Annotated in this window: 18 protein-coding genes; 7 read left to right on the top strand and 11 right to left on the bottom strand. The window is 70.6% G+C overall.

Annotated elements, in window-relative coordinates; genetic code table 11:
- The first annotated feature begins 4 nt into the window (after positions 1-4).
- Entirely contained in the window at positions 5-2,005 is a 2,001-nt protein-coding gene (locus ETD86_RS25110) for a hydantoinase/oxoprolinase family protein (RefSeq protein WP_138668616.1), read from the top strand.
- The gene (locus ETD86_RS25105; RefSeq protein ID WP_138668615.1) at positions 1,998-3,806 is read left to right on the top strand and encodes a hydantoinase B/oxoprolinase family protein; all 1,809 of its coding nucleotides are present in this window, start codon (positions 1,998-2,000) and stop codon (positions 3,804-3,806) included. Before ETD86_RS25110 ends, ETD86_RS25105 begins: the two co-directional genes overlap by 8 nt.
- A 251-nt stretch (positions 3,807-4,057) precedes the next feature.
- Here the strand turns inward: ETD86_RS25105 and ETD86_RS25100 are convergent, their stop codons facing one another.
- Together ETD86_RS25100 and ETD86_RS25095 are read right to left on the bottom strand one after the other, a co-directional pair.
- The gene (locus ETD86_RS25100; protein WP_138668614.1) at positions 4,058-4,252 is read right to left on the bottom strand and encodes a hypothetical protein; all 195 of its coding nucleotides are present in this window, start codon (positions 4,250-4,252) and stop codon (positions 4,058-4,060) included.
- Positions 4,253-4,629: 377 nt separating this feature from the next.
- The gene (locus ETD86_RS25095; RefSeq protein WP_138668613.1) at positions 4,630-5,499 is read right to left on the bottom strand and encodes an NAD(P)-dependent oxidoreductase; all 870 of its coding nucleotides are present in this window, start codon (positions 5,497-5,499) and stop codon (positions 4,630-4,632) included.
- A gap of 171 nt (positions 5,500-5,670) precedes the next feature.
- Here ETD86_RS25095 and ETD86_RS25090 point away from each other — a divergent pair, with 171 nt between their 5' ends.
- Entirely contained in the window at positions 5,671-7,680 is a 2,010-nt protein-coding gene (locus tag ETD86_RS25090; protein WP_138668612.1) for a PQQ-binding-like beta-propeller repeat protein, read from the top strand.
- Here ETD86_RS25090 and ETD86_RS25085 read toward each other — a convergent pair.
- The gene (locus ETD86_RS25085) at positions 7,677-8,081 is read right to left on the bottom strand and encodes a hypothetical protein (RefSeq protein ID WP_138668611.1); all 405 of its coding nucleotides are present in this window, start codon (positions 8,079-8,081) and stop codon (positions 7,677-7,679) included. The two genes, ETD86_RS25090 and ETD86_RS25085, sit on opposite strands and share 4 nt — an antisense overlap.
- A 78-nt stretch (positions 8,082-8,159) precedes the next feature.
- Here ETD86_RS25085 and ETD86_RS25080 point away from each other — a divergent pair, with 78 nt between their 5' ends.
- Both ETD86_RS25080 and ETD86_RS25075 read left to right on the top strand, forming a co-directional pair.
- Positions 8,160-8,369: a hypothetical protein gene (locus ETD86_RS25080; protein ID WP_138668610.1), complete on the top strand. Its 210-nt coding sequence runs from the start codon at positions 8,160-8,162 to the stop codon at positions 8,367-8,369.
- A 418-nt stretch (positions 8,370-8,787) separates the two neighbouring features.
- Positions 8,788-9,468: a histidine phosphatase family protein gene (locus ETD86_RS25075; protein ID WP_138668609.1), complete on the top strand. Its 681-nt coding sequence runs from the start codon at positions 8,788-8,790 to the stop codon at positions 9,466-9,468.
- Here the strand turns inward: ETD86_RS25075 and ETD86_RS25070 are convergent.
- Positions 9,455-9,985, bottom strand: coding sequence for a uridine kinase family protein (locus ETD86_RS25070; RefSeq protein WP_138668608.1), 531 nt, complete (start codon positions 9,983-9,985; stop codon positions 9,455-9,457). The two genes, ETD86_RS25075 and ETD86_RS25070, sit on opposite strands and share 14 nt — an antisense overlap.
- Positions 9,986-10,075: 90 nt before the next feature.
- Between ETD86_RS25070 and ETD86_RS25065 the strand changes: the two genes are divergently transcribed.
- Both ETD86_RS25065 and ETD86_RS25060 read left to right on the top strand, forming a co-directional pair.
- Positions 10,076-11,233, top strand: coding sequence for a CaiB/BaiF CoA transferase family protein (locus ETD86_RS25065; protein WP_138668607.1), 1,158 nt, complete (start codon positions 10,076-10,078; stop codon positions 11,231-11,233).
- A gap of 140 nt (positions 11,234-11,373) precedes the next feature.
- Positions 11,374-12,861, top strand: a complete 1,488-nt coding sequence (locus tag ETD86_RS25060) for a carboxyl transferase domain-containing protein (protein WP_138668606.1) — start codon at positions 11,374-11,376, stop codon at positions 12,859-12,861.
- On the opposite strand, the gene ETD86_RS25055 is transcribed toward ETD86_RS25060, so the two are convergent.
- From ETD86_RS25055 to ETD86_RS55395, 7 genes are all read right to left on the bottom strand, one after another.
- A complete protein-coding gene (locus ETD86_RS25055) occupies positions 12,858-14,831 on the bottom strand; it encodes a hypothetical protein (protein ID WP_138668605.1) in 1,974 nt (657 codons plus the stop codon). The genes ETD86_RS25060 and ETD86_RS25055 overlap by 4 nt on opposite strands.
- Complete coding sequence (locus tag ETD86_RS25050; RefSeq protein WP_246148128.1) at positions 14,828-15,325, bottom strand: sigma-70 family RNA polymerase sigma factor; 498 nt, start codon at positions 15,323-15,325, stop codon at positions 14,828-14,830. Before ETD86_RS25050 ends, ETD86_RS25055 begins: the two co-directional genes overlap by 4 nt.
- A 33-nt stretch (positions 15,326-15,358) precedes the next feature.
- Positions 15,359-15,763 (bottom strand): hypothetical protein, encoded by a 405-nt coding sequence (locus tag ETD86_RS25045; RefSeq protein ID WP_138668604.1) that lies wholly within the window; start codon positions 15,761-15,763, stop codon positions 15,359-15,361.
- Positions 15,760-16,206 (bottom strand): hypothetical protein, encoded by a 447-nt coding sequence (locus tag ETD86_RS25040; protein WP_246148126.1) that lies wholly within the window; start codon positions 16,204-16,206, stop codon positions 15,760-15,762. Before ETD86_RS25040 ends, ETD86_RS25045 begins: the two co-directional genes overlap by 4 nt.
- A gap of 26 nt (positions 16,207-16,232) precedes the next feature.
- Positions 16,233-17,021, bottom strand: a complete 789-nt coding sequence (locus tag ETD86_RS25035; protein ID WP_138668603.1) for a carbon-nitrogen hydrolase family protein — start codon at positions 17,019-17,021, stop codon at positions 16,233-16,235.
- Positions 16,981-17,901, bottom strand: a complete 921-nt coding sequence (locus tag ETD86_RS25030; protein WP_211370292.1) for a DUF418 domain-containing protein — start codon at positions 17,899-17,901, stop codon at positions 16,981-16,983. The genes ETD86_RS25035 and ETD86_RS25030 overlap by 41 nt, the downstream gene beginning before the upstream one ends.
- Positions 17,898-18,448 (bottom strand): hypothetical protein (locus tag ETD86_RS55395; protein ID WP_170223253.1); only part of this gene is annotated, 551 nt, incomplete at its 5' end. The genes ETD86_RS25030 and ETD86_RS55395, both read right to left, overlap by 4 nt.

Here is an 18,448-nt window from a genome sequence, read left to right as displayed (position 1 = left end):
AGCCATGCGTAGCGTCCGTATCGGAGTGGACACCGGAGGCACATTCACCGACGTGGTAGCGGTGGATGAGCAGACCGGTGAGATCCTCACCACGAAGACCCCTTCGACCCCCGCCAACCCGGCGGACGGGTTCCTCGCGGGCATCGCGAAGCTGGGCGAGTTCGACGTCGGATCGATCGTGCACGGCACCACGGTGGCCACCAATCAGCTGCTCGAGGACCGGATCGCGAACCTCGGGTTCGTCACGACCGAGGGCTTCGAGTTCATCCTGGAGATCGCCAGGCAGAGCGTGCCCGACGGCTACGGCAACTCCTATTTCTGGGTCAAGCCGCCCAGGATCGTTCCCGTGCACCTGGTGAAGACCGTCGGCGGGCGGCTGGACCACCTGGGCAACGAGGTGTGGCCATTCTCCGAGGAGCAGGCCGTCGAGGTGGCCCGCTGGTTCAAGAGCAAGGGCATCACCGCGATCGGCGTGTGCTTCCTGCACGCCTACGCCAACCCCGACCACGAACGCCGCATGCGCGAGGTGTTGTGGCGCGAGCACCCGGAGGCGGTGATCTCGTTGTCGAGCGACGTGCTGCGCGAGTACCGCGAGTACGAGCGCTCCGTCACCACCCTCGTCGACGCCGCCGTCAAACCCGCCATGCGCGGCTACATCGCCAGCCTGTCCCACCGCCTGGGCCGGCCGTTCTCCGTCATGAAGTCCAACGGCGGCATCCTGTCGGCCCGCGAGGTCGTCAACCAGCCGATCACCACCGTGCTGTCCGGGCCGGCGGCGGGCGCGCTCGGCGCGGCGCTCATCGCCTCCACGGCCGGGCACAAGTCCGTGATCACGCTGGACGGCGGCGGCACCTCGACCGACGTGGCCGTGGTGATCGACGGCGAGCCGTCCATCACCACCGAGGGCGCCATCGGCCGCTACCCGTGCAAGATCCCGATGATCGACATCATCACGGTCGGCGCGGGCGGCGGCTCGATCGCCTGGATCTCGCCCGAAGGCACGCTCAAGGTCGGGCCCAGGTCCGCCGGCGCCGACCCGGGGCCGCTCTGCTACGGCAAGGGCGGAACGGAGGTGACCGTCACCGACGCGCACGTGTTCCTCGGCCGCATCCCGCCGCACCTGCTCGGCGGGGAGATCCCGCTGAACGCCGACGCCGCTCGCACCGGCATCGAGGACCTGGCCGACAAGCTCGGACTCACTCCCGAGCGCACGGCCACCGGGATCCTCGAGATCAGCGCGTTCAACCAGAGCAACGCGATCCGGCAGCTCACCGTCAAGCGGGGGCTGGACGTGCGGGACTTCCCCCTGGTGACGTTCGGCGGGTCCGGGCCGCTGCTGGCGTGCCGGCTGATCGACATCCTGGGGCTGCCGTCGGTCGTCATCCCGCGCGACCCTGGGAACGTTTCAGCGTTCGGGCTGCTCACGGTGGACGTCAAGAACGACTACGTCCGCACGTACGTCACCCGCGATCTGTCCCTCGGCAAGGCCGCCGAGATCTTCCACGACCTGGAGCATCAGGCGGGCGAGGCGCTGGACCGCGAGGGCTTCGACGACCCCGTCTACGTCCGCAGCGCCGACCTGCGGTACTACGGCCAGGGCTACGAGGTCCGCGTCCCCGCCCCGGCGGGCGAGATCGACGCCGACTGGCACGCCGAGGTGATCGGCCGCTTCCACGAGGCCCACGAGAAGCTCTACGGGTACGCCTACCGCGACGATCCCCGCCACGGCGTCGAATGGGTGAACCTGCGCGTCTCCGGCATCGGCCCCATCACCCGCCCGGTCATCCGCCCCCTGGACAAGCCGGGCCCGGGCGCCACCTCCGTCCGTCCGGTGCACTTCGACGAGACCCGCGACACCCCGATCCACCAGCGGGCCGCTCTCGGCGCCGGCGCCAAGGTGTCGGGCCCGGCCGTGATCGAGGAGTACGGCTCCACGATCCCCATCCACCCCGGCTTCACCGCGACTGTGGACACATACGGAAACGTGGAGATTGAGCGTGACTGACCCCATCCTCATCGAGATCGTCGAGGGCACGCTGGCCTCTGTCGAGAAGGAGGTCGAGACCGCCATCGCGCGGACGGCGCGCTCGCCGATGATCCGCGACGCGCACGACTTCCGCGCCGGCATCCACGACGTCCGCCTGCGCAAGCTGACCGGCCGGTCCTACAGCGCGCTCGTCCAGCCGATCGTGCGCGACTTCCCGATCGAGACGATGAAGCCGGGCGACGTCTACTTCCACAACGACGTCTACCTGTCCGAGGGCGGCATCGGCCACCTGCCCGACCTGTGCGTGACCGTGCCGGTGTTCCACGAGGGCGAGGTGGTGGCGTTCGTGCAGGCGTTCGGCCACCACGACGACATCGGCGGCGCCGTGCCCGGCTCGATGCCCTCGCACGCCCGCTCGGTCTTCGAGGAGGGCCTGATGGTCCCGCCGATCAAGCTCTGGGACGAGGGCGTGCCGAACGAGGCCGCGCTGCGCATCATGACCCGCAACTCGCGGATGCCCGACTCGCTGGCCGGCGACCTGGACGCGGAGTGCTCGGCCTGCCTGATGGGGGCGCGGCGGCTGAGCGAGCTGTTCGAGCGGTACGGCCGGCAGGCCGTCGAGGAGTGCTTCGACGCGATCATCTCCAAGACCACGGAGACGTTCCGCAGGGAGCTGCTGTCGAAGATCCCTGAGGGGACGTACGTGTGGGAGGACTACGCCGAGCACGACGGCGTGGACGAGCCCCGCCTGCATGCCCAGCGCATCACGCTGACCGTCGATCACGCGGCCGACTCCCCTTTGACGATCGACTTCACCGGAACGTCGCCGCAGGCCAAGGGCCCGATCAACCACGCGGGCGACTACGCCGACGGCGTGTTCCTGAAGAAGTGGCTCGCCCCGGTGCTGCGCAACCTGGCCGACACGCCCGAGCGGATGGCGGAGCTGGACGTCAACGAGGGCGTCGTGCCGCTCATCAAGATGATCTTCCCGGAGAAGGGCACGCTGCTCACGCCCGTCTTCCCGGCCCCCACCAACGCCCGCACGTTCGTCATCCTGCGCCTGCTCGGCGTGCTCGCCGGCGTCCTGGCCAAGGCCACGGGCGGGCGCATGCCGGCCGACCAGGAGACGATCCGCTACACGGGCGTGTACGGGACGGACGCCGAGGGGCAGCCGTACCTGATGCGCGAGGTCCTGGGCGGCGGCTCCGGCGGGCGCTGGTACGCCGACGGCGAGGACACCATCCATGTGGTGCCGGACTCGCGCAACATCCCGGTCGAGTTCGCCGAGGCGCGGTGGCCGTTCCGGGTGGAGCGGCTGGCGCTGGCCTGCGACTCCGGCGGTCCCGGCATGTTCAGGGGCGGGCTCGGCTACGACAAGCACATCAGGATGTTGCGGGACGCGTCGTACATGTCCATCGCTGACCGCTCGATCCTGTCCTGCTGGGGAGTCAACGGCGGTCTCGCCGGGCGGCCGTTCCGGGTGGAGATTGCGGGCAAGGAGATGGAAGGCCTGGTAGACGACCACCCGGTCCAGGCGGGCGAGGTGATCCGCATCCGCACCACCGGGGGTGGCGGCTGGGGCTCGCCGTACGACCGGGACCCGCGGGCGGTGGCGGCCGACGTCCGGGACGGGAAGGTGTCGATCGCGGGCGCCCTCGGCGACTACGGGGTCGTGCTGGACGGGGACCGCATCGACGAACAGGCGACGGCCGAACTCCGCGCCACGCTGCGGCCGCCGGCCGACCGGTTCTTCGACAGGGGGCCTGGGTACGCCAAGCTTTCGGGTGGACGGTCTCAGGCCGCCGTGGACGAATTGTGAGGAGTTAATCACTCTTCGTGAGAATGAGGGCTACCATGATCCTCCGTGAACCCCCCATTCTCTGCTTACGTCGATGAATCCATGGTGCTCGCACGCGGCCTGTATCTTATGGCGGCAGTGCTTGTGGCTCCGCATCAAGCTGATCGCTATCGGGGCGATCTTCGCGCGTTGCTGTTGCGACGACAGCCTCGGCTGCATTGGCGCGACGAAAACGACAAGCGGCGGGCCCAGCTCATCGAGGCGGTGGCGGGCTACAGCCTGCAGGCATTGTCGTCGTCGGCGCCGGTGTGGACCCGAAGCGCCAGGAGCGTGCTCGCCGCAAGTGTATGGAGTGTCTGCTTTGGGAGCTCGGCGGTCACCATGTGATCGACGTGGTCTTCGAGCGCCGTGATAGCGAGCTTGACCAGCGGGATCACGAACTGGTCGCTGTCCTTCAAGGCCGCCACGCGATGCCGCCTCGGCTGCTTTTGTCATGGTGTGACCCGTTGCTGGAGCCCCTGCTATGGCTACCGGATATCGTTGCGGGGGCGAGATCTCTGGCCGAGCGTGGCGATCATAGATTTTGGAGCCAGGTGGAGGCCAACATGCTGTTGCGGCGCACTGAGACCCGCTGACAGCGCGAAGCCCGGGCTCCTGTCAATTCCGGCAGTACACCCGGGCCCACTTCCATCCCCCCCGTAGGAGGGCGGCGATGCCCCTACTGTACCTGGTCGCACACGGATAGTCACGTGGAATGCGTGGACCCGGGCTCCTGTCGTCCGGCAGTCCACCCGGGCTCACTTCCACTCCCATCAGCGATGGGCGGCCATCACAGCGTAACCGCTTACCCCTTGTCGAAGCTGGCGAAATACGTAGCCGCCATGTCCTCGTCACCATGTCCCTGGGCCTCCGCCCGCCGGAAACGTTCCCCGGCCGCCGCCACCACGTCCAGCCGGACCCCGGTCGACTCCCCGGCCCGCGTGATCAGCCGAGTGTCCTTCTCGGCGTTGGACACCGTGAAGCTGGGCGTGAAGTCGCCCTCCATAATGGCCTTGGACTTGCCCTGGAAGTAGGCGTTGTCCAGCGGCCCGCCGCTGATCACCTGCCGGACCAGATCGGGGTCCAGCCCCAGGCCCTTGGCGAGGGCGAGGGACTCGGCGACGACGGCGGTGAGGGAGATGGCGTAGCTCACCGCGGCCAGCTTCAACTTGGAGGCCGTGCCGTCCGCGCCGGACTCGCCGAGCCAGAGCGTCCGCTGGCCGACCGCGGAGAAAACCGGCTCCAGCGCCGGTCTGGCGGACTGCGGCCCCGCCGCCAGGATGATGAGCTTGCCCTGCTCGGCCGGCTGCCTGGTGCCCTGGACCGGCGCGTCCACGAACGTCAGCCCGTGCTCGCCCGCCAGCGCCGCCAGCCCGCCGACCGCGTCGATCCCGACCGTGCTCATCTGCGCCCACACCTGCCCGGGCCGCAGCCCGGGCGAGGCTGCGGTCATCGCCGCGCGTACCGCGTCACCGTCGCTCAACATCGTGACGATCACGTCCGCGCCCTCGACCGCCTCGGCCGGCGACCCCACCACCACCGCGCCGTCGGCCGCCAGCGGCTCGGCTTTCGCCTTGGTGCGGTTCCACACCCTGACCGGCAGCCCGGATGTGACGAGGTTGCGGGCCATGGGAGCGCCCATGAGGCCGGTTCCGAGAACTGCGACAGAAGTCATGGGATCACCATATGAAAGGCGGGAAGGTGACCCGCGCCCGGGGGCGGGCAGGCCGGCGCGTGATCGTGCTCACCTCTGAACCGGGACGCGCGGCGGGAATGCAGCATGAATTAGTTCCTTTACCGTAATCCGCTATTGACGGGAAACCAGGCGACTTCCTAGGTTTCGGTCATGACCTTAATTAAACGCATGCTTGCGTGCGGCATGGTGAGCGCTCTCGCCGTGCTCGGCGCCGTCGCTCCGGCGGCGGCCACGACGGCGCCACGCGTCGAGGATCTCGGCGTCCCGCTGGAGGACGAGCTGCTGATCGGCGGCGTGGTGGCGCCCGGACCCGGTGGCCGGACCGTCCTGTGGGGCGCCTCCTCCGGCGCCCCCGCCCACCTCAACGCCGTCGACCCCGCCACCGGCGCCGAGGTGGCCAGGTACGACCTGCCGGGCGCCGACGGCTCCTGGGCCGTGGACGCCACCCCGGACGGCAGCGTGTACACCGGCACGTACAACGACGGCCGCCTCTACCGCTGGACGGACCAGGGCGGAGTCCAGGACCTCGGCAGGCCCCTGCCCTCGGAGAACTTCATCTGGTCCGTGGCCGCCGGCGAGGGCGCCACCGTCTACGGCGGCACCTCCCCAGGCGGACGCCTGTTCGCCTACGACCCCGCGACCGGCGTGCGCGACTACGGCAAGCTCTCGCCCACCCACGCCTACGTCCGCAGCGTCTCCTACGCCGGCGGGAAGATCTACGCGGGCACCGAGGACCCCGCCGCCGTCTTCGAGATCGACGCCGCCTCGGGGACCACCAGGCAGCTTCCCCTGCCCGCCGGCTTCGACCCGGTGGGCAAGTGGGCCTACGACGTCAACGTCGCGGCCGGCTTCCTCTACGTCCGTTTCGGCGGCGCGAGCCCTGGCCCGCTGCACGTCTGGGACATCGCCGCCGGCGGGTGGAGCGACACGCTCGACGTCGCGCACGGCCTGGACGTCTCGCCCCCGGACGACGAGGGCGCGGTCTACCTGGTCAAGAGCGGTGAGCTGGTCCGCTACGACCCCCGTACCAAGGCCACGACCGGGACCGGGATGTCCATCACCGGCCGGGTGGCCAACACGCGCGGCATCGGCTGGGCCGAGCTGGGCCTGCCGGACTATCCGGGCAAGAGCATCGTCGGCCTGCTCTGGCGTGGGCTGATGTTCCGCTACAACCCGCAGACCGGCGCGAAGTCGTTCGTGCAGACGGGGGTCAGGGGCGAGCCCATCGACGTGACCGCGCTCGCGGAGGGCCCCGACGGCCGCATGTACGCCGGTGGCTTCCTCAACGGCGGCTTCGCCGCCCTGGACCCGGTGACGGGCAAGAGGGAGGAGTTCCACACCTTCTCCCAGAGCGAGGACATGACCGCCCACGACGGCAAGCTCTATATCGGCGCCTACCCCGAGGCCAGGGTCTACGCCTACGATCCGGCGCTGCCGTGGAACAGCACCGAGTACTCGCCGAGCCCCGAGCCCGGCGCGGCGGCGAACCCGGCACGGCTGTTCGACCTCACGGCGGACAAGCAGATCAGGCCGCGGGCGCTGGTGTCGGCGGGCCGCTATCTCGCCGCGGGCACCATGCCGGACCTCGGCCATCTGGGCGGCGTGCTGGCCGTGTGGGATCCGCGGACCGGGACGCTCAAGCACTCCCAGCGCAACGTGGTCAAGGACCAGAGCATCGTCTCGCTCGCTTACCGCGACGGCGTGCTCTACGGCGGCACGTCCATCTACAGCGGCCAGTCGGCCACGTTGCCGACGCAGCCGGAGGCCAAGCTGTTCGCATGGTCGGTGAAGGAGAACCGGCTGCTGTGGGAGATCGTCCCCGCCCCGGGCAAGCCCGCCATCCCGGCGCTGACGTTCGACGACCGGGGACGGTTGTGGGGGATCGCGGGCGGTGAGGTGTTCGCCGTCAGCACGGCCGCCCGCAAGGTGGTCGAACGGGTCACGCTGTCGGACAGCAAGAGCTCGAGCGGGCAACTCGCCTTCAACCCGCGCGATCGTGTCCTGTACGGGGCGCACGCCGGCCGGGACGTCTTCTCGCTCGACCCGCGGACGGAGCTGCACGCCGTACTGCGGGAAGGACCTGTGCACCAGCTTGCGGTGCACAGGTCCGGGGACGTCTACTTCGCCGAGGGATCGCGCCTGTTCCGGCTGACCCGTTAGCAGATGCGGTAGGTGGAGAAGTTCTCGTTGCGTGACAGGTAGAGGTGGCCGTCAGGGCCGAGCGTCAGGTTCGTGATCGGGCGGGCGATGCGCGCGAACGCCATCGTCCCCGGATCGAACCGGTACACCTTCCCCCGCACCTTGCCCCACAAGAAACCCTTGTGGAAGAAGAGGCGGGTGTCCAGCCAGACCTGCGTGGCGGTGGACCAGGCGTAGGCCTGGTGCTGGACGGTCCTGACGGTCTGCCCGGTGGCGGGGTCCATCTCGAACAGGGTGTCCGGAGTCAGCCCCCACAGCCGCCCGGCGCCGTCGAAGGTGATCGAGCCGAGCGCGAGGTCGCCGGCGACGGGGGTGGACTGCCACTTGAGCGAGTCCGTGGCGATGTCGTACGCGAACGCCACGGCCTCGCCCGCCGGCGTGCTGGTGCCGCCGAAGGCCGAGGGGCGCCATAGATGATCCCGTCGCGGTAGGCCAGCCCGATGATGCTGTGGCCGGGGATGATGTCCCGCCTGATCACCGAGCGGCCGGTGGCGGGGTCGAGCAGGCCGAGCACGCCGCCGTGGGTGCCGGACTTGGGCACGGTGCCGAACGCCAGCCAGTCGCCCGCCGAGATCATCGCGAAGGGCCGGTCCTGCTCCTGGCCGCCGAGGTCGAGCAGGAGCCTGGGCGCGGTCCCGTCGAACTCGTAGATCCGCGCTCCGGGGTAGACGCCAAGGTAGAGCTTGCCCTTGTGGGTGACGATGCCCTCGCTCTGACCGACTTTCGTCCAGTTCGTGGCCTCGCCGGTGGCGGGGTCGTAGGCGGCCGGGCGTCCCTGATCCCGAGCTGCGCCGGCCCGGAGGCGCTGGAGGTGACGGAGTAGACGCGTGGTCCCTCCGGGTGGTCGGCATCCAGTGCGGTGCCGGCGGTGGTGGTCTCCGTCAGAAGCGCGCCGAGGGTGTGGAAGCCGCACCCGGTGGGTGGGGCTGCGGTGGATTCGGCCTGGACCGGAGTCGAGAGGGATAAGGCAACGAGGAGTGCTGCTGCGATGATACGCACATACGACCTCAATCCCGAATAACGGCCTTGACCGTAATTTGCCGAACCGCTTCGTGACAAAATGGCGGGATGGGTCCGGTGGCGATCATGGCGGTGCGACACGGGCAGAGCCAGGCCAACCTCGCTCATGAGGAGGCCGGCGACAGGCCGCTGTTCTACGAGCCGGGCGACCACGAGGTCACGCTGACCGATCTGGGCAGGGCGCAGGCCGCCGCGCTCGGGCGGTCACTGGCGGGCATGCCCGCCGCCGAGACCCCCGAGCTGGTGTGGTGCTCTCCCTACCTGCGGGCGCTCGACACGTGGAAGATCGCGCAGGAGGCCTGGGGCGTCGATCCGCTTCCCGTCACCGTGGACGAGCGGCTCAGGGACCAGGAGGCGGGGGCGTTCGCGCACCTCAACCTGGCCGCGATCAGGGAGCGGTTCCCCGGCGAGGTGGCGCGGCGCGAGGCGGAGGGCGCCTACGCCTTCCGCCCGCCCGGTGGCGAATCCCTGGCCGACGTCGTCGTCCGGCTCAGGGACTTCCTCGATGACCTGGACAGGCGTGCGGACGGGCGGCGGGTGCTGGTCGTCGCGCACGACTCGGTGGTGCTCGGGCTGCGCCACGTCATCGCGGGCGACCCGGACGCGGAGCCGGCGGCCGTGCTCGCGTTCGCCCCGGTGCTGAACGCGTCCGTGTCCGTCTGGCGCACCGGCGGCGGCCCCTTCGAGCTCGTCCGCTTCAACGACGTGGACCACCTCACGTCTGGATGACGACGTCGGCCCGCTCGCGGGTGCGGTCCTCGGCGAACCACGCCTTCTCCGCCGCGAACCACTCCCGCCATCGCGGCTCCAGTTCGGGCCCGTCCCGCTCCAGCACGCGGGCCAGGCGCACCGGCTCGGCCGCCTCCACCCAGACGGTGTACGCCAGCAGGGGCGCCGCCGAGGTGCGGGCCGTGCCGACGCCCTCGATGACGAGGACCGGCGCCACCGGGACGGTCACATGTTCCGCGTATTCGCCGCGTACCCAGTCGTACCTGCGGAAACCCCCGGGCAGCCCACGCTGGAGCGGGCGCAGCACCTGCTCGTCGAGCGCCTTGAACCAGTGGCCCGGACCCTCCTCCCACGGCACCGGGAAGTCGTCGCTGTGGATCACCTGGCACCCGAGTGCCGTCCCCAGCCGCTCCGCGAACGTGGTCTTGCCCGCCCCGGCGGGCCCGTCCACGGCCACCAGGCGGACCGGGCCGCAGGAGGGCCACAGGCTTCTGATGTGGTCGGCCAGCGAATTCACCGACCCAGGGTAGGTGACGGGGGGCGGGCAACTGAGAGAATGTTCTTTCGCCCGGACGTAAGCAGCCCGCACGTAAGCAGGAGGTTGACCGTGCTCGGACCCCTCGGCGACATCGTCGTGCTCGACCTGTCCAGGGCTCTGGCCGGACCGCACGCGGCGCAGATGCTCGGTGATCTGGGCGCACGGGTGATCAAGGTGGAGCACCCGGACGGGGGTGACGAGTCGCGTGGCTGGGGACCGCCGTTCGTCGGGCCGGATCACGATATTTCGACGTATTTTCTGGCAGCCAACCGCAACAAGCAGTCCATCGCCGTCGACATGAAGTCCCCCGAGGGCAAGCGGCTCATCGAGCGTCTCGTCCGCCAGAGCGACGTCCTTGTCGAGAACTTCCGCACCGGCGTGCTCGACCGCCTCGGCTTCTCCGTCGAGCGGCTGCACGAGCTCAACCCGCGCCTGGTCATCCTGTCGATCACCGGCTTCGGCCACGACGGGCCCGAGGGCGGCCGCCCCGGCTACGACCAGATCGCCCAGGGCGAGGCCGGCCTGATGTCGCTCACCGGCCCGTCGCCCGACGAGCCGTACCGCGTCGGCGCCTCCATCTCCGACCTGCTCGCGGGCATCCACGGCGCCTACGGCGTGGCGGGCGCCCTCTACGAGCGCGAGCGCACCGGCAAGGGCCGCGTCGTCCGCACCTCGCTGCTGGCGGCCGTCACCGGCGTGCACGCCTACCACGGCACGGCCTGGACGGTGGCCGGTCAGGTGCCCGCTGCCAGCGGCAACCACCATGCCTCCATCACCCCGTACGGCTCCTTCCGCTGCGCCGACGGCATGTTGCAGATCGCCGCCGCCAACGAGGGCCAGTGGCGCAAGGTCGCCACCCTGCTCGGCATCGACCCCGGCACGCCGCGCTACGCCACCAACAAGGACCGGCGGGCCCACCGTGACGAGCTGATCATCGACATGGAGAAGGCGCTGGCCGCTCACGATCGCGGCCACTGGCTGGCCGAGCTCGGCGAGGCCGGCGTGCCGGCCGGCGCGATCAGATCGCTCGACGAGGTCTACACCTGGGACCAGACCCGCTCGCAGGGCCTGGTCGTCGAGGTGGAGCACCCGGTGCTCGGCCGCATCGAGCTGCCGGGCCCGCCGCTGCGCTTCGACGGGCTGACCGGGGTGGAGCACACGGCGCCGCCCATGCTCGGCCAGGACGGCGACGCGGTGCTGTCCTGGCTGGAGGAACGTGAAGGATGATTCGCGATCGGGGGCACCGGGCGGTGGCTGCGATGGATCCGCAGCGAAGCGAGGACATCCATCACAGAACTCCGAGCTGTGCGCGGCACACAGCAGGATGCGTCAACATGGCAACGTCGGCAGACATTTAGGGAGCGATAGTGAGCCGTCCGGACGCGCGCACACTGATCGAAACGGTCCTCGACCGGGGATCGTGGAAGTCGTGGGACGCGCCGCCCGCCGACCCGGCGGAGCCCGGCTCCTCCTATGCCGACGAGCTGGCCGCCGCCCGCGTCAAGTCCGGCTACGACGAGGCGGTGATCACCGGCGAGGGGCTGCTCGACGGCCGGAGGGTGGCCGTGGTGGCGTGCGAGTTCTCGTTCATGGCCGGCTCGATCGGGGTGGCGGCGGCCGAGCGGTTCGTGTCGGCGGTCGAGCGAGCCACCCGCGAGCGGCTGCCGCTGCTGGCCGCGCCGGCCTCCGGGGGCACGCGCATGCAGGAGGGCGCGCTCGCGTTCGTCCAGATGGTGAAGATCACGGTGGCGATCCAGGAGCACCGGATCGGCGGGCTGCCTTACCTGGTGTATTTGCGGCATCCGACGACCGGCGGGGTGTTCGCGTCGTGGGGGTCGCTCGGGCACGTCGCCGCCGCCGAGCCGGAGGCGTTGATCGGGTTCCTGGGGCCGCGGGTGTTCGAGGCGTTGCACGGCTACCCCTTTCCCGAAGGCGTGCAGGTCGCCGAGAACCTCCACAGTAAGGGCCTGCTCGACGCCGTGGTCTCGGCCGGTGACCTGCGGGCGATCGCGATCAGGGCGCTGGCCGTGCTCGCCGCCGACCGGTCCGCCGTCGAGGCGGGACCGGCCCCGGAGGAGGATCTGCGGCCCGTGGAGGCGTGGGAGGCGATCACCCGGTCCCGCCGCGACGACCGGCCGGGTGTGCGTGCGCTGCTCAAGCTCGCCGCCACCGACGTGACCCCGCTCAGCGGCACGGGGGAGGGGGAGAACGAACCCGGGCTGCTGCTGGCGCTGGCCAGGTTCGGCAGCGCGCCGGCCGTGGTGCTCGGCCAGGACCGACGGGTCCAGCGGGCCACCTCGCCGCTCGGCCCGGCCGGGCTGCGGGCGGCCAGGCGCGGCATGCGGCTGGCCGCCGAGCTGGGCCTGCCGCTGGTCACCGTGGTCGACACGGCCGGCGCCGACCTGTCGAAGTCGGCCGAGGAGGGCGGGCTGGCCGCCGAGATCGCCCGCTGCATGGCCGAGCTCGTCATGCTCGACGCACCGACCGTCTGCCTGCTGCTCGGCGAGGGCGCGGGCGGCGCGGCGCTGGCGCTGCTGCCCGCCGACAGGGTGCTCTGCGCGCAGCACGCGTGGTTGTCGCCGCTGCCGCCCGAGGGCGCGTCGGCGATCCTCTACCGCTCGGTGGACTTCGCCCCCGAGATCGCCCAGGCGCAGCGCATCCGCGCCACCGACCTGCGCAGCGACGGCATCGTGGACCGGGTGATCCCGGAGTCGCCGGACGCCGCGTACGAGCCGAGGCAGTTCTGCCAGCGGGTGGGGCGGGCGCTGGAGCACGAGATCGCCGGGTTGTTGCTGGAGAGCCCGGCGGACCGTCTCGCGACCCGCAGGGCCCGCTACCGCAACCTCGGCCTCTAGTACGGCGGCCAGTGCGGCTTGTAGGTCCACACCACCCGCCCGGCGGCGTCGTATCCGGTGAACCGCAGGCCCGGCCACATGATCCCCTGCTTGCCCGCCTTCTCGGGCACCGGTCCCGCGAACATCACCACGCCCTGCCCCCAGGGGTCGGGCATGGTGTCGGCGGTGGCCGTGCCGCCGCCCTTCAGCGCGACCTCGACCCGGGCCGTGCCGGGGAGCGTGAAGCCGTGCCAGTCCGTGTTCAGCTGCCTCCACTCCAGCGGCCGCTCGGCCGCGATCAGATCCTTCAGCGTCCCGCCGGGGATGGGTTCGAACCCGCCGAGGCTTTTCTTCCCCTTCCAGAACCTGACGCAGTTCTCCTCGAGGAGCGCGGCCGTGATCCCGCGGGGCAGAGCATGGGCGCGGCCCTCCGACGGTGTGGCCTCCCAGCAGTCGTGCCGGGTATGCCAGACCTGTTCGAGCTGTCTGCCCCTCACCTTGAAGACGTGGGCGGCGATCTCGGTGCCGTAGGGGTACCTGACATACCAGACGCGGGCGGGGGCGCCGGGGGCCGACGCGAACGCGCCGTGGATGCGCCGCCCGTCACTGAGCACCGCGTCGACCGCCTCCCACTCCGGCCGGGCCGCGCCGTACGAGATGGTCGTGCCCGGCTCGGGCAGGAAGGTGTTCACAGTGTCGTGGCTGAAGCCGTTCGGGTCGTCGAAGATCGCGCTGCCGCAGCCGCCGGCCTTGCGCCCGTCGTAGTCCACTCCGCCGGAGACACAGAGCATGTGCTCGGTCTGCGACTTGACGAACCGCAGGCGGACGGGGCCGTGGCCGAAGTCCTCCGTGCGCGGAAGGATGAGCGTGTCACCGATCTGCTTGCCGTAGTTCGGCTCGCGCCGCGCTGCGGGAGCCCAGTCCTTGTGCCAGATCTCCTTGCCGGTGGCGTCGTAGGCGGTCAGGCGGTAGCCCGCTGTCACGCCGGCCTGCGGGCCGGTGGCGAACAGCACGAGGCCGAGGTTCCACGGATCGGGCCTCGTCGCCACGGCGGTCCCGCCGCCTCCCGTGGCCGTTATCCGGACCTTGGCGACGTCCTTCCTGGCCACCCCGAAGGCCTCGTCTCCGGCGAGGAAGAAGGACACCGGCGCGTCCTTCAGCGGGTCATCACGCTCGAGCATGGTCCTTGCGAACGGCTGGCCCTGGCGCATCCAGGACAGCGACCGGCCGTTCTTGGTCTTGTAAGGGCCGACAGTGAGGCCGGCGGCCAGTTCGATGGCCGTGCCCGCCTGCTCCTCGCCCTTGAGCTGCCCCCGAATCATCATGGAGCGCGGCATCTCGCGGTCGGCGCGTCCGGGCTCGGTGAACACGACCTTCGACACGGGATCAAGGGCGGCGTACGTGACCGTCCAGATCAGGAACGGCGCACCGGACGGGCGCAGCAGCGTGCCCGGGATCCTCTGCCCGCTCTTGGTCACCGCGCCGACCGCCTCGACGCCGGGGCGGGCCACGCCGTAGTCCATGACGCGGCTCGCTCCGCCTTTGGCCGTGCTGCCTTCGAACCAGCCATTCCAACTGGTGATGCCCATGTCCATCATGCCGCCGCAGGACCCGTACGGCTCCACATCCGCACGCTCGGCGATGTGGCACAGCTCGGGCTGGCCCATCTCGCCTTTGGCGAACCAGAGCCGCAGTTTCCCTCCTGCCGGGTCGTCGAGGGTCACCGACTCGCCGGCCGGCATCCTGCCCTCCATGAGCCGCCGGTAGATCCCGTCGGCGCCGTCGGCCGCGGAGTTCCTGCCCAGGCCCCCGTCGAGCAGGACCGGAACGAACACCGCCAGCAGCATCACCGGCAGCGCGGCCAGCGCCCACCGCGCCCTCGGACGCCGCGGCCGGCGATCGAGCACCCGCTGCCAGGCGTCCGGGCCCGCTTCAAACGTACTCGCACGCGCCTTAAGAGCGGACCGCAGCCGCTGTTCCAGGTCGTTCATGCCTCCCCCTCCTGGAGCGCCTTGCCCAAGGCGGCCAGCGCCCGGCTGGCGTGCGTCTTCACCGAGCCGGGCGAGACGCCCATGACCTCGGCGATCTCTCGCTCGGAAAGATCCAGCCAGTAGCGGAGCACCATGGTCTCGCGCTGGCGGCGCGGCAGGCGGTCGACGGCGGCGAGCAGCTCGCGGTGCTCCTCGGCGACGAGCACGTCGTGCTCGCTGCTGCGCGCAGGTTCAGGGGGGTCGGGGCGGCGTAGCCGGACGAGCCTGAGGTGCCGCAGCCGGTTGCGCGTCAGGTTGCAGACGGTCGCGCGCAGGTAGGCCAGGGCGGCCCCGTCGTCGCGCAGCCGCCTGGTGTGCAGCCGGGCGAACGCCTCCTGGGCGATGTCCTCGGGGTCGTCGGCGCCGAGCAGGCCCGCCAGGCGTACCAGGCCTGGGTATTGGGCCGCGAACAGCTCGGCGAACGACGGCTGCGCCATGGTCGCTGTGTCGATCACTCTTCAGAGACACACGAGGCGTGTGTGGGTTGACTAGGGAACCGGGATACGTTCGACCCTGATGGAGAAGACCTCCTCGCGGGGCACCACGACCTCGTACGCGCCGTGGTCCACCATCCAGTAGCCCAGCGCCTCCGCCTTCATCCCGCTGTGCCCGGTATAGGCGATGTGCAGCCCGTCCTCGTCCTCGTCCAGCACGATGCACGGCTCCCCGCCGAACGCGCCCACCGTGCGGATCAGCACCAGCCACTCCACCTCGGACCTGGCCACCGTGCGCCGCCAGTAGCCGGCCGCCGGCTCGAACCCCTCCAGCTCGACCTCGCTGAACAGCACCACCTGGTCGTTGTCGGGACCGAGCGCGGCAGGCAGCGTCCGCTCGCCGAAGCGGGCCACGAAGCCGGAGGCGACCGGCGCGATCTCTTCGCTCTGCCCGCTCATGCGGCAGGCCGCCAGGTCAGCCCGTCGTAGTCGGCGAAGCGCCGCTCGGCGTCCTTGGTGACGTGGAGGATCTCCGCTCCCGCCGGGATCGGCATCGGCACGGTGTGGAACTGCGGCACCACGTGGTCGGGCGAGGTCGTGAACCCGTTGCCGGCGAACGGCGGCGCGTCGCTCCAGTCGCCTCCCATATGGGGCCCGTACGGCACCGCATAGGTGTCGACATCACGGGCATACCACCGCATTACGTACAACTCGGGCACCTCGGCGAACAACTCCGATCCGTCGAACGACAGGTCGAGCCCCCAGTAGATGGCCTCGGGCTTGGTCAGCCTGACACAGTCCTGCACCCGATAGACGTAGCCGGAGATCACCGTGCGCTTGCCCGACAGGTATGGCACGAGCAGACGCGGCGGGATCACCTTCTGCATCTGCGTTCCGCTCACGGTACTACTTTACGATCGGTTGACCCCTACAAAACCCGGTGTTCCAAGCACGGCAGCGTCGCCCTGGCCGTGGCGGTCCATTCCTGGTCCACCCGCACGACCTGCACGCCGGGCGCGGTGCCCAGATCGGCGCGGACCACGCCGAGCGGATCCACCAGCATGCTGCGGCCCACGCCGTAGCCGTCGGACGACTCGGCGGGGTTGGGCGCCTGGCCGACGGCCGCGGTCCACATCGTGTTCTCCAGCGCCCGCGCCCGCACCAGAGTCACCCAGTGATCCTCCTTCAGCGGCCCCGATCCCCATGCCGCGATCACCGCGAACAGCTCCGCGCCCTGGTCGACCAGCGCCCTGGCCAGCTCGGGGAAGCGCACGTCGTAGCAGGTGATCAGCCCGATCCTGAGCCCGGCCAGCTCCACGACGGTCGGCTCGGCGCCGCGCGCGACCAGGTCGGACTCCTTCGCGCCGAACGAGTCGAACAGGTGGATCTTCCGGTACGCCGCCTTGATCGAGCCCTGGGCGTCGATGGCCACGGCCGTGTTGTGCACACGATCGTGTAGTTGACCGGGGCCCGCCTCGAACACGCCGGCGATCACCGCCGTGCCGTGTTCGCGTGCCGCCTCGGCCAGGCCTGCCACGAACGGCCCGTCCAGCGGCTCGGCCAGGCCCGTGATGCGCCGCCCGTACCGGGTGAGCGTGGCCTCGGGAAAGATGGCCAGGTCGGCCTCTTCGGCTCGGGAGAGCGCCTCCTTGGCCCTCTTGAGGTTCGTCGACGGGTCAGGGGACACCGGGATCTGGCAGAGGGCGATTGTGGTCACGGCCCGACTCTAACCGGTTGGGCACCAGTCGAAACCAGGTCAGGCACCGCCAAAGCCACTCGATCGGGCCGTACCGGAACCTCGTCAGCCACCATCGGCTGAGCACCACCTGCACGGCGACGGTCGCCAGCGCCAGCCCCACCACGGACCAGCGGGTGGAGTCCGTCTCCAGCAGCGGCATGGCCAGGACGATCACGGCGGTGCCCGACACATAGTTCGTCAGCGCCATCTTGCCGAGCGGCTCCAGCACCGCCGACGTCCAGGGGCGCAGCGCGAGCAGCAGCCCCAGCGCGTACGCCGCCGCCCCGGCCAGCGCCGCCACGCTGTAGACCAGCCACTCGTTGGTCATCGCCCACGCGCTCGTCAGCAGCCCGGTGGCCACGGCCGCCACCGCGAACCCCGGCAGCAGCAACGGCCTGGACGGCCGCAACTCCCACAGGGCCATGCCGACCAGGAACAGGCCGGGGATCAGCAGCGGACCCCCGCCCACCTGCAAGGCCCACGCGATCGCCACCACCCCCAGCAGCAGCACCGGGACCCCGGGCGCCAGGAACGAGGCGGGCAGCAGCACCGCCGCACCGTAGAAGGCGTAGTCGGTCAGCACCTCGCCCTCGTAGAACGTGTGCTGGACCAGCCCGATGCAGAACAGCCAGAACAGCCGGCTCAGCAGCGCCCATCGGCTGTTGCCGCGCAGGAAGAGCATGAAGCTGATGCCGAACAGGAGCGAGAAGATCGGGTAGAACCGGCTCTGGAACAGCGCCTCGATGGTCCAGTCGAGGCCGTTCTTCGGCTCGTGCGGGGTGTGCTGCCAGGTGTTGACCAGCATGATGCCGCCCACCGCGAAGCCGCGGAGGGCGTCGAGCTCTCGAATGCGTGTCACAGGACCCAGGTGAACCACCATACGAGGAATCCTCCGCTGATGACGGTCGCCGCGATGTGCGGCCATCCGCGGTCGCGGAGCAGCACCGCCGCGGTCAACACGGCCGAGCCGACCGCGATCCACGTGTAGAGGCCGACCACGTCAGGGATGCCGACGGCCAGGGCGGTCTCGTTCCTGGCCAGCTGGCCGTACACCGACTGCGTCACGAGCCCGGCGAACGCCACGCCGGTCAGCCCGCCGTACGCCGCGACCGGCCGGCCCTTGAGCGCGCCCGTCACCAGCTGGACCAGGGCCGCCAGCGCGAACAACACGAACGGCGCGGCCAGCCACGGCGACCGGGAGATCTGGTACGGCGCACCGGTCACGTGCAGGCCGCCGGCGGGAGCGGAGTCCAGGCAGGGCGCGGCGGTGTTGGCGGCCGGGTCGGCCACGAACGCGGCGATCTTCCCGCGGGCGCACTGGTTGGTGAGGAAGACCGCGTGCGCGGCGCGGGGGATCTCGGTGAACCGGCCATGGGGGAGGGCTTCGGCGGCGGGCCTGCTGGTCC

The organism is Nonomuraea turkmeniaca, assembly GCF_005889735.1.
In the GTDB taxonomy this organism is placed as follows: Bacteria; Actinomycetota; Actinomycetes; order Streptosporangiales; family Streptosporangiaceae; genus Nonomuraea; species Nonomuraea turkmeniaca.
Note: the sequence above shows the minus strand (reverse complement) of the source record. Positions and strands in the feature narration are given on the sequence as shown.

Excerpts from the sequence above, each read along its gene's own strand:
- ETD86_RS25080 (WP_138668610.1), top strand. The coding sequence starts at position 8,160 with ATGATGCTGTGGCCGGGGATGATGTCCCGCCTGATCACCGAGCGGCCG.
- ETD86_RS25075 (WP_138668609.1), top strand. The coding sequence starts at position 8,788 with ATGGGTCCGGTGGCGATCATGGCGGTGCGACACGGGCAGAGCCAGGCC.
- ETD86_RS25045 (WP_138668604.1), bottom strand. The coding sequence starts at position 15,763 with ATGAGCGGGCAGAGCGAAGAGATCGCGCCGGTCGCCTCCGGCTTCGTG.
- ETD86_RS25110 (WP_138668616.1), top strand. The coding sequence starts at position 5 with ATGCGTAGCGTCCGTATCGGAGTGGACACCGGAGGCACATTCACCGAC.
- ETD86_RS25095 (WP_138668613.1), bottom strand. The coding sequence starts at position 5,499 with ATGACTTCTGTCGCAGTTCTCGGAACCGGCCTCATGGGCGCTCCCATG.
- ETD86_RS25055 (WP_138668605.1), bottom strand. The coding sequence starts at position 14,831 with ATGAACGACCTGGAACAGCGGCTGCGGTCCGCTCTTAAGGCGCGTGCG.
- ETD86_RS25090 (WP_138668612.1), top strand. The coding sequence starts at position 5,671 with ATGACCTTAATTAAACGCATGCTTGCGTGCGGCATGGTGAGCGCTCTC.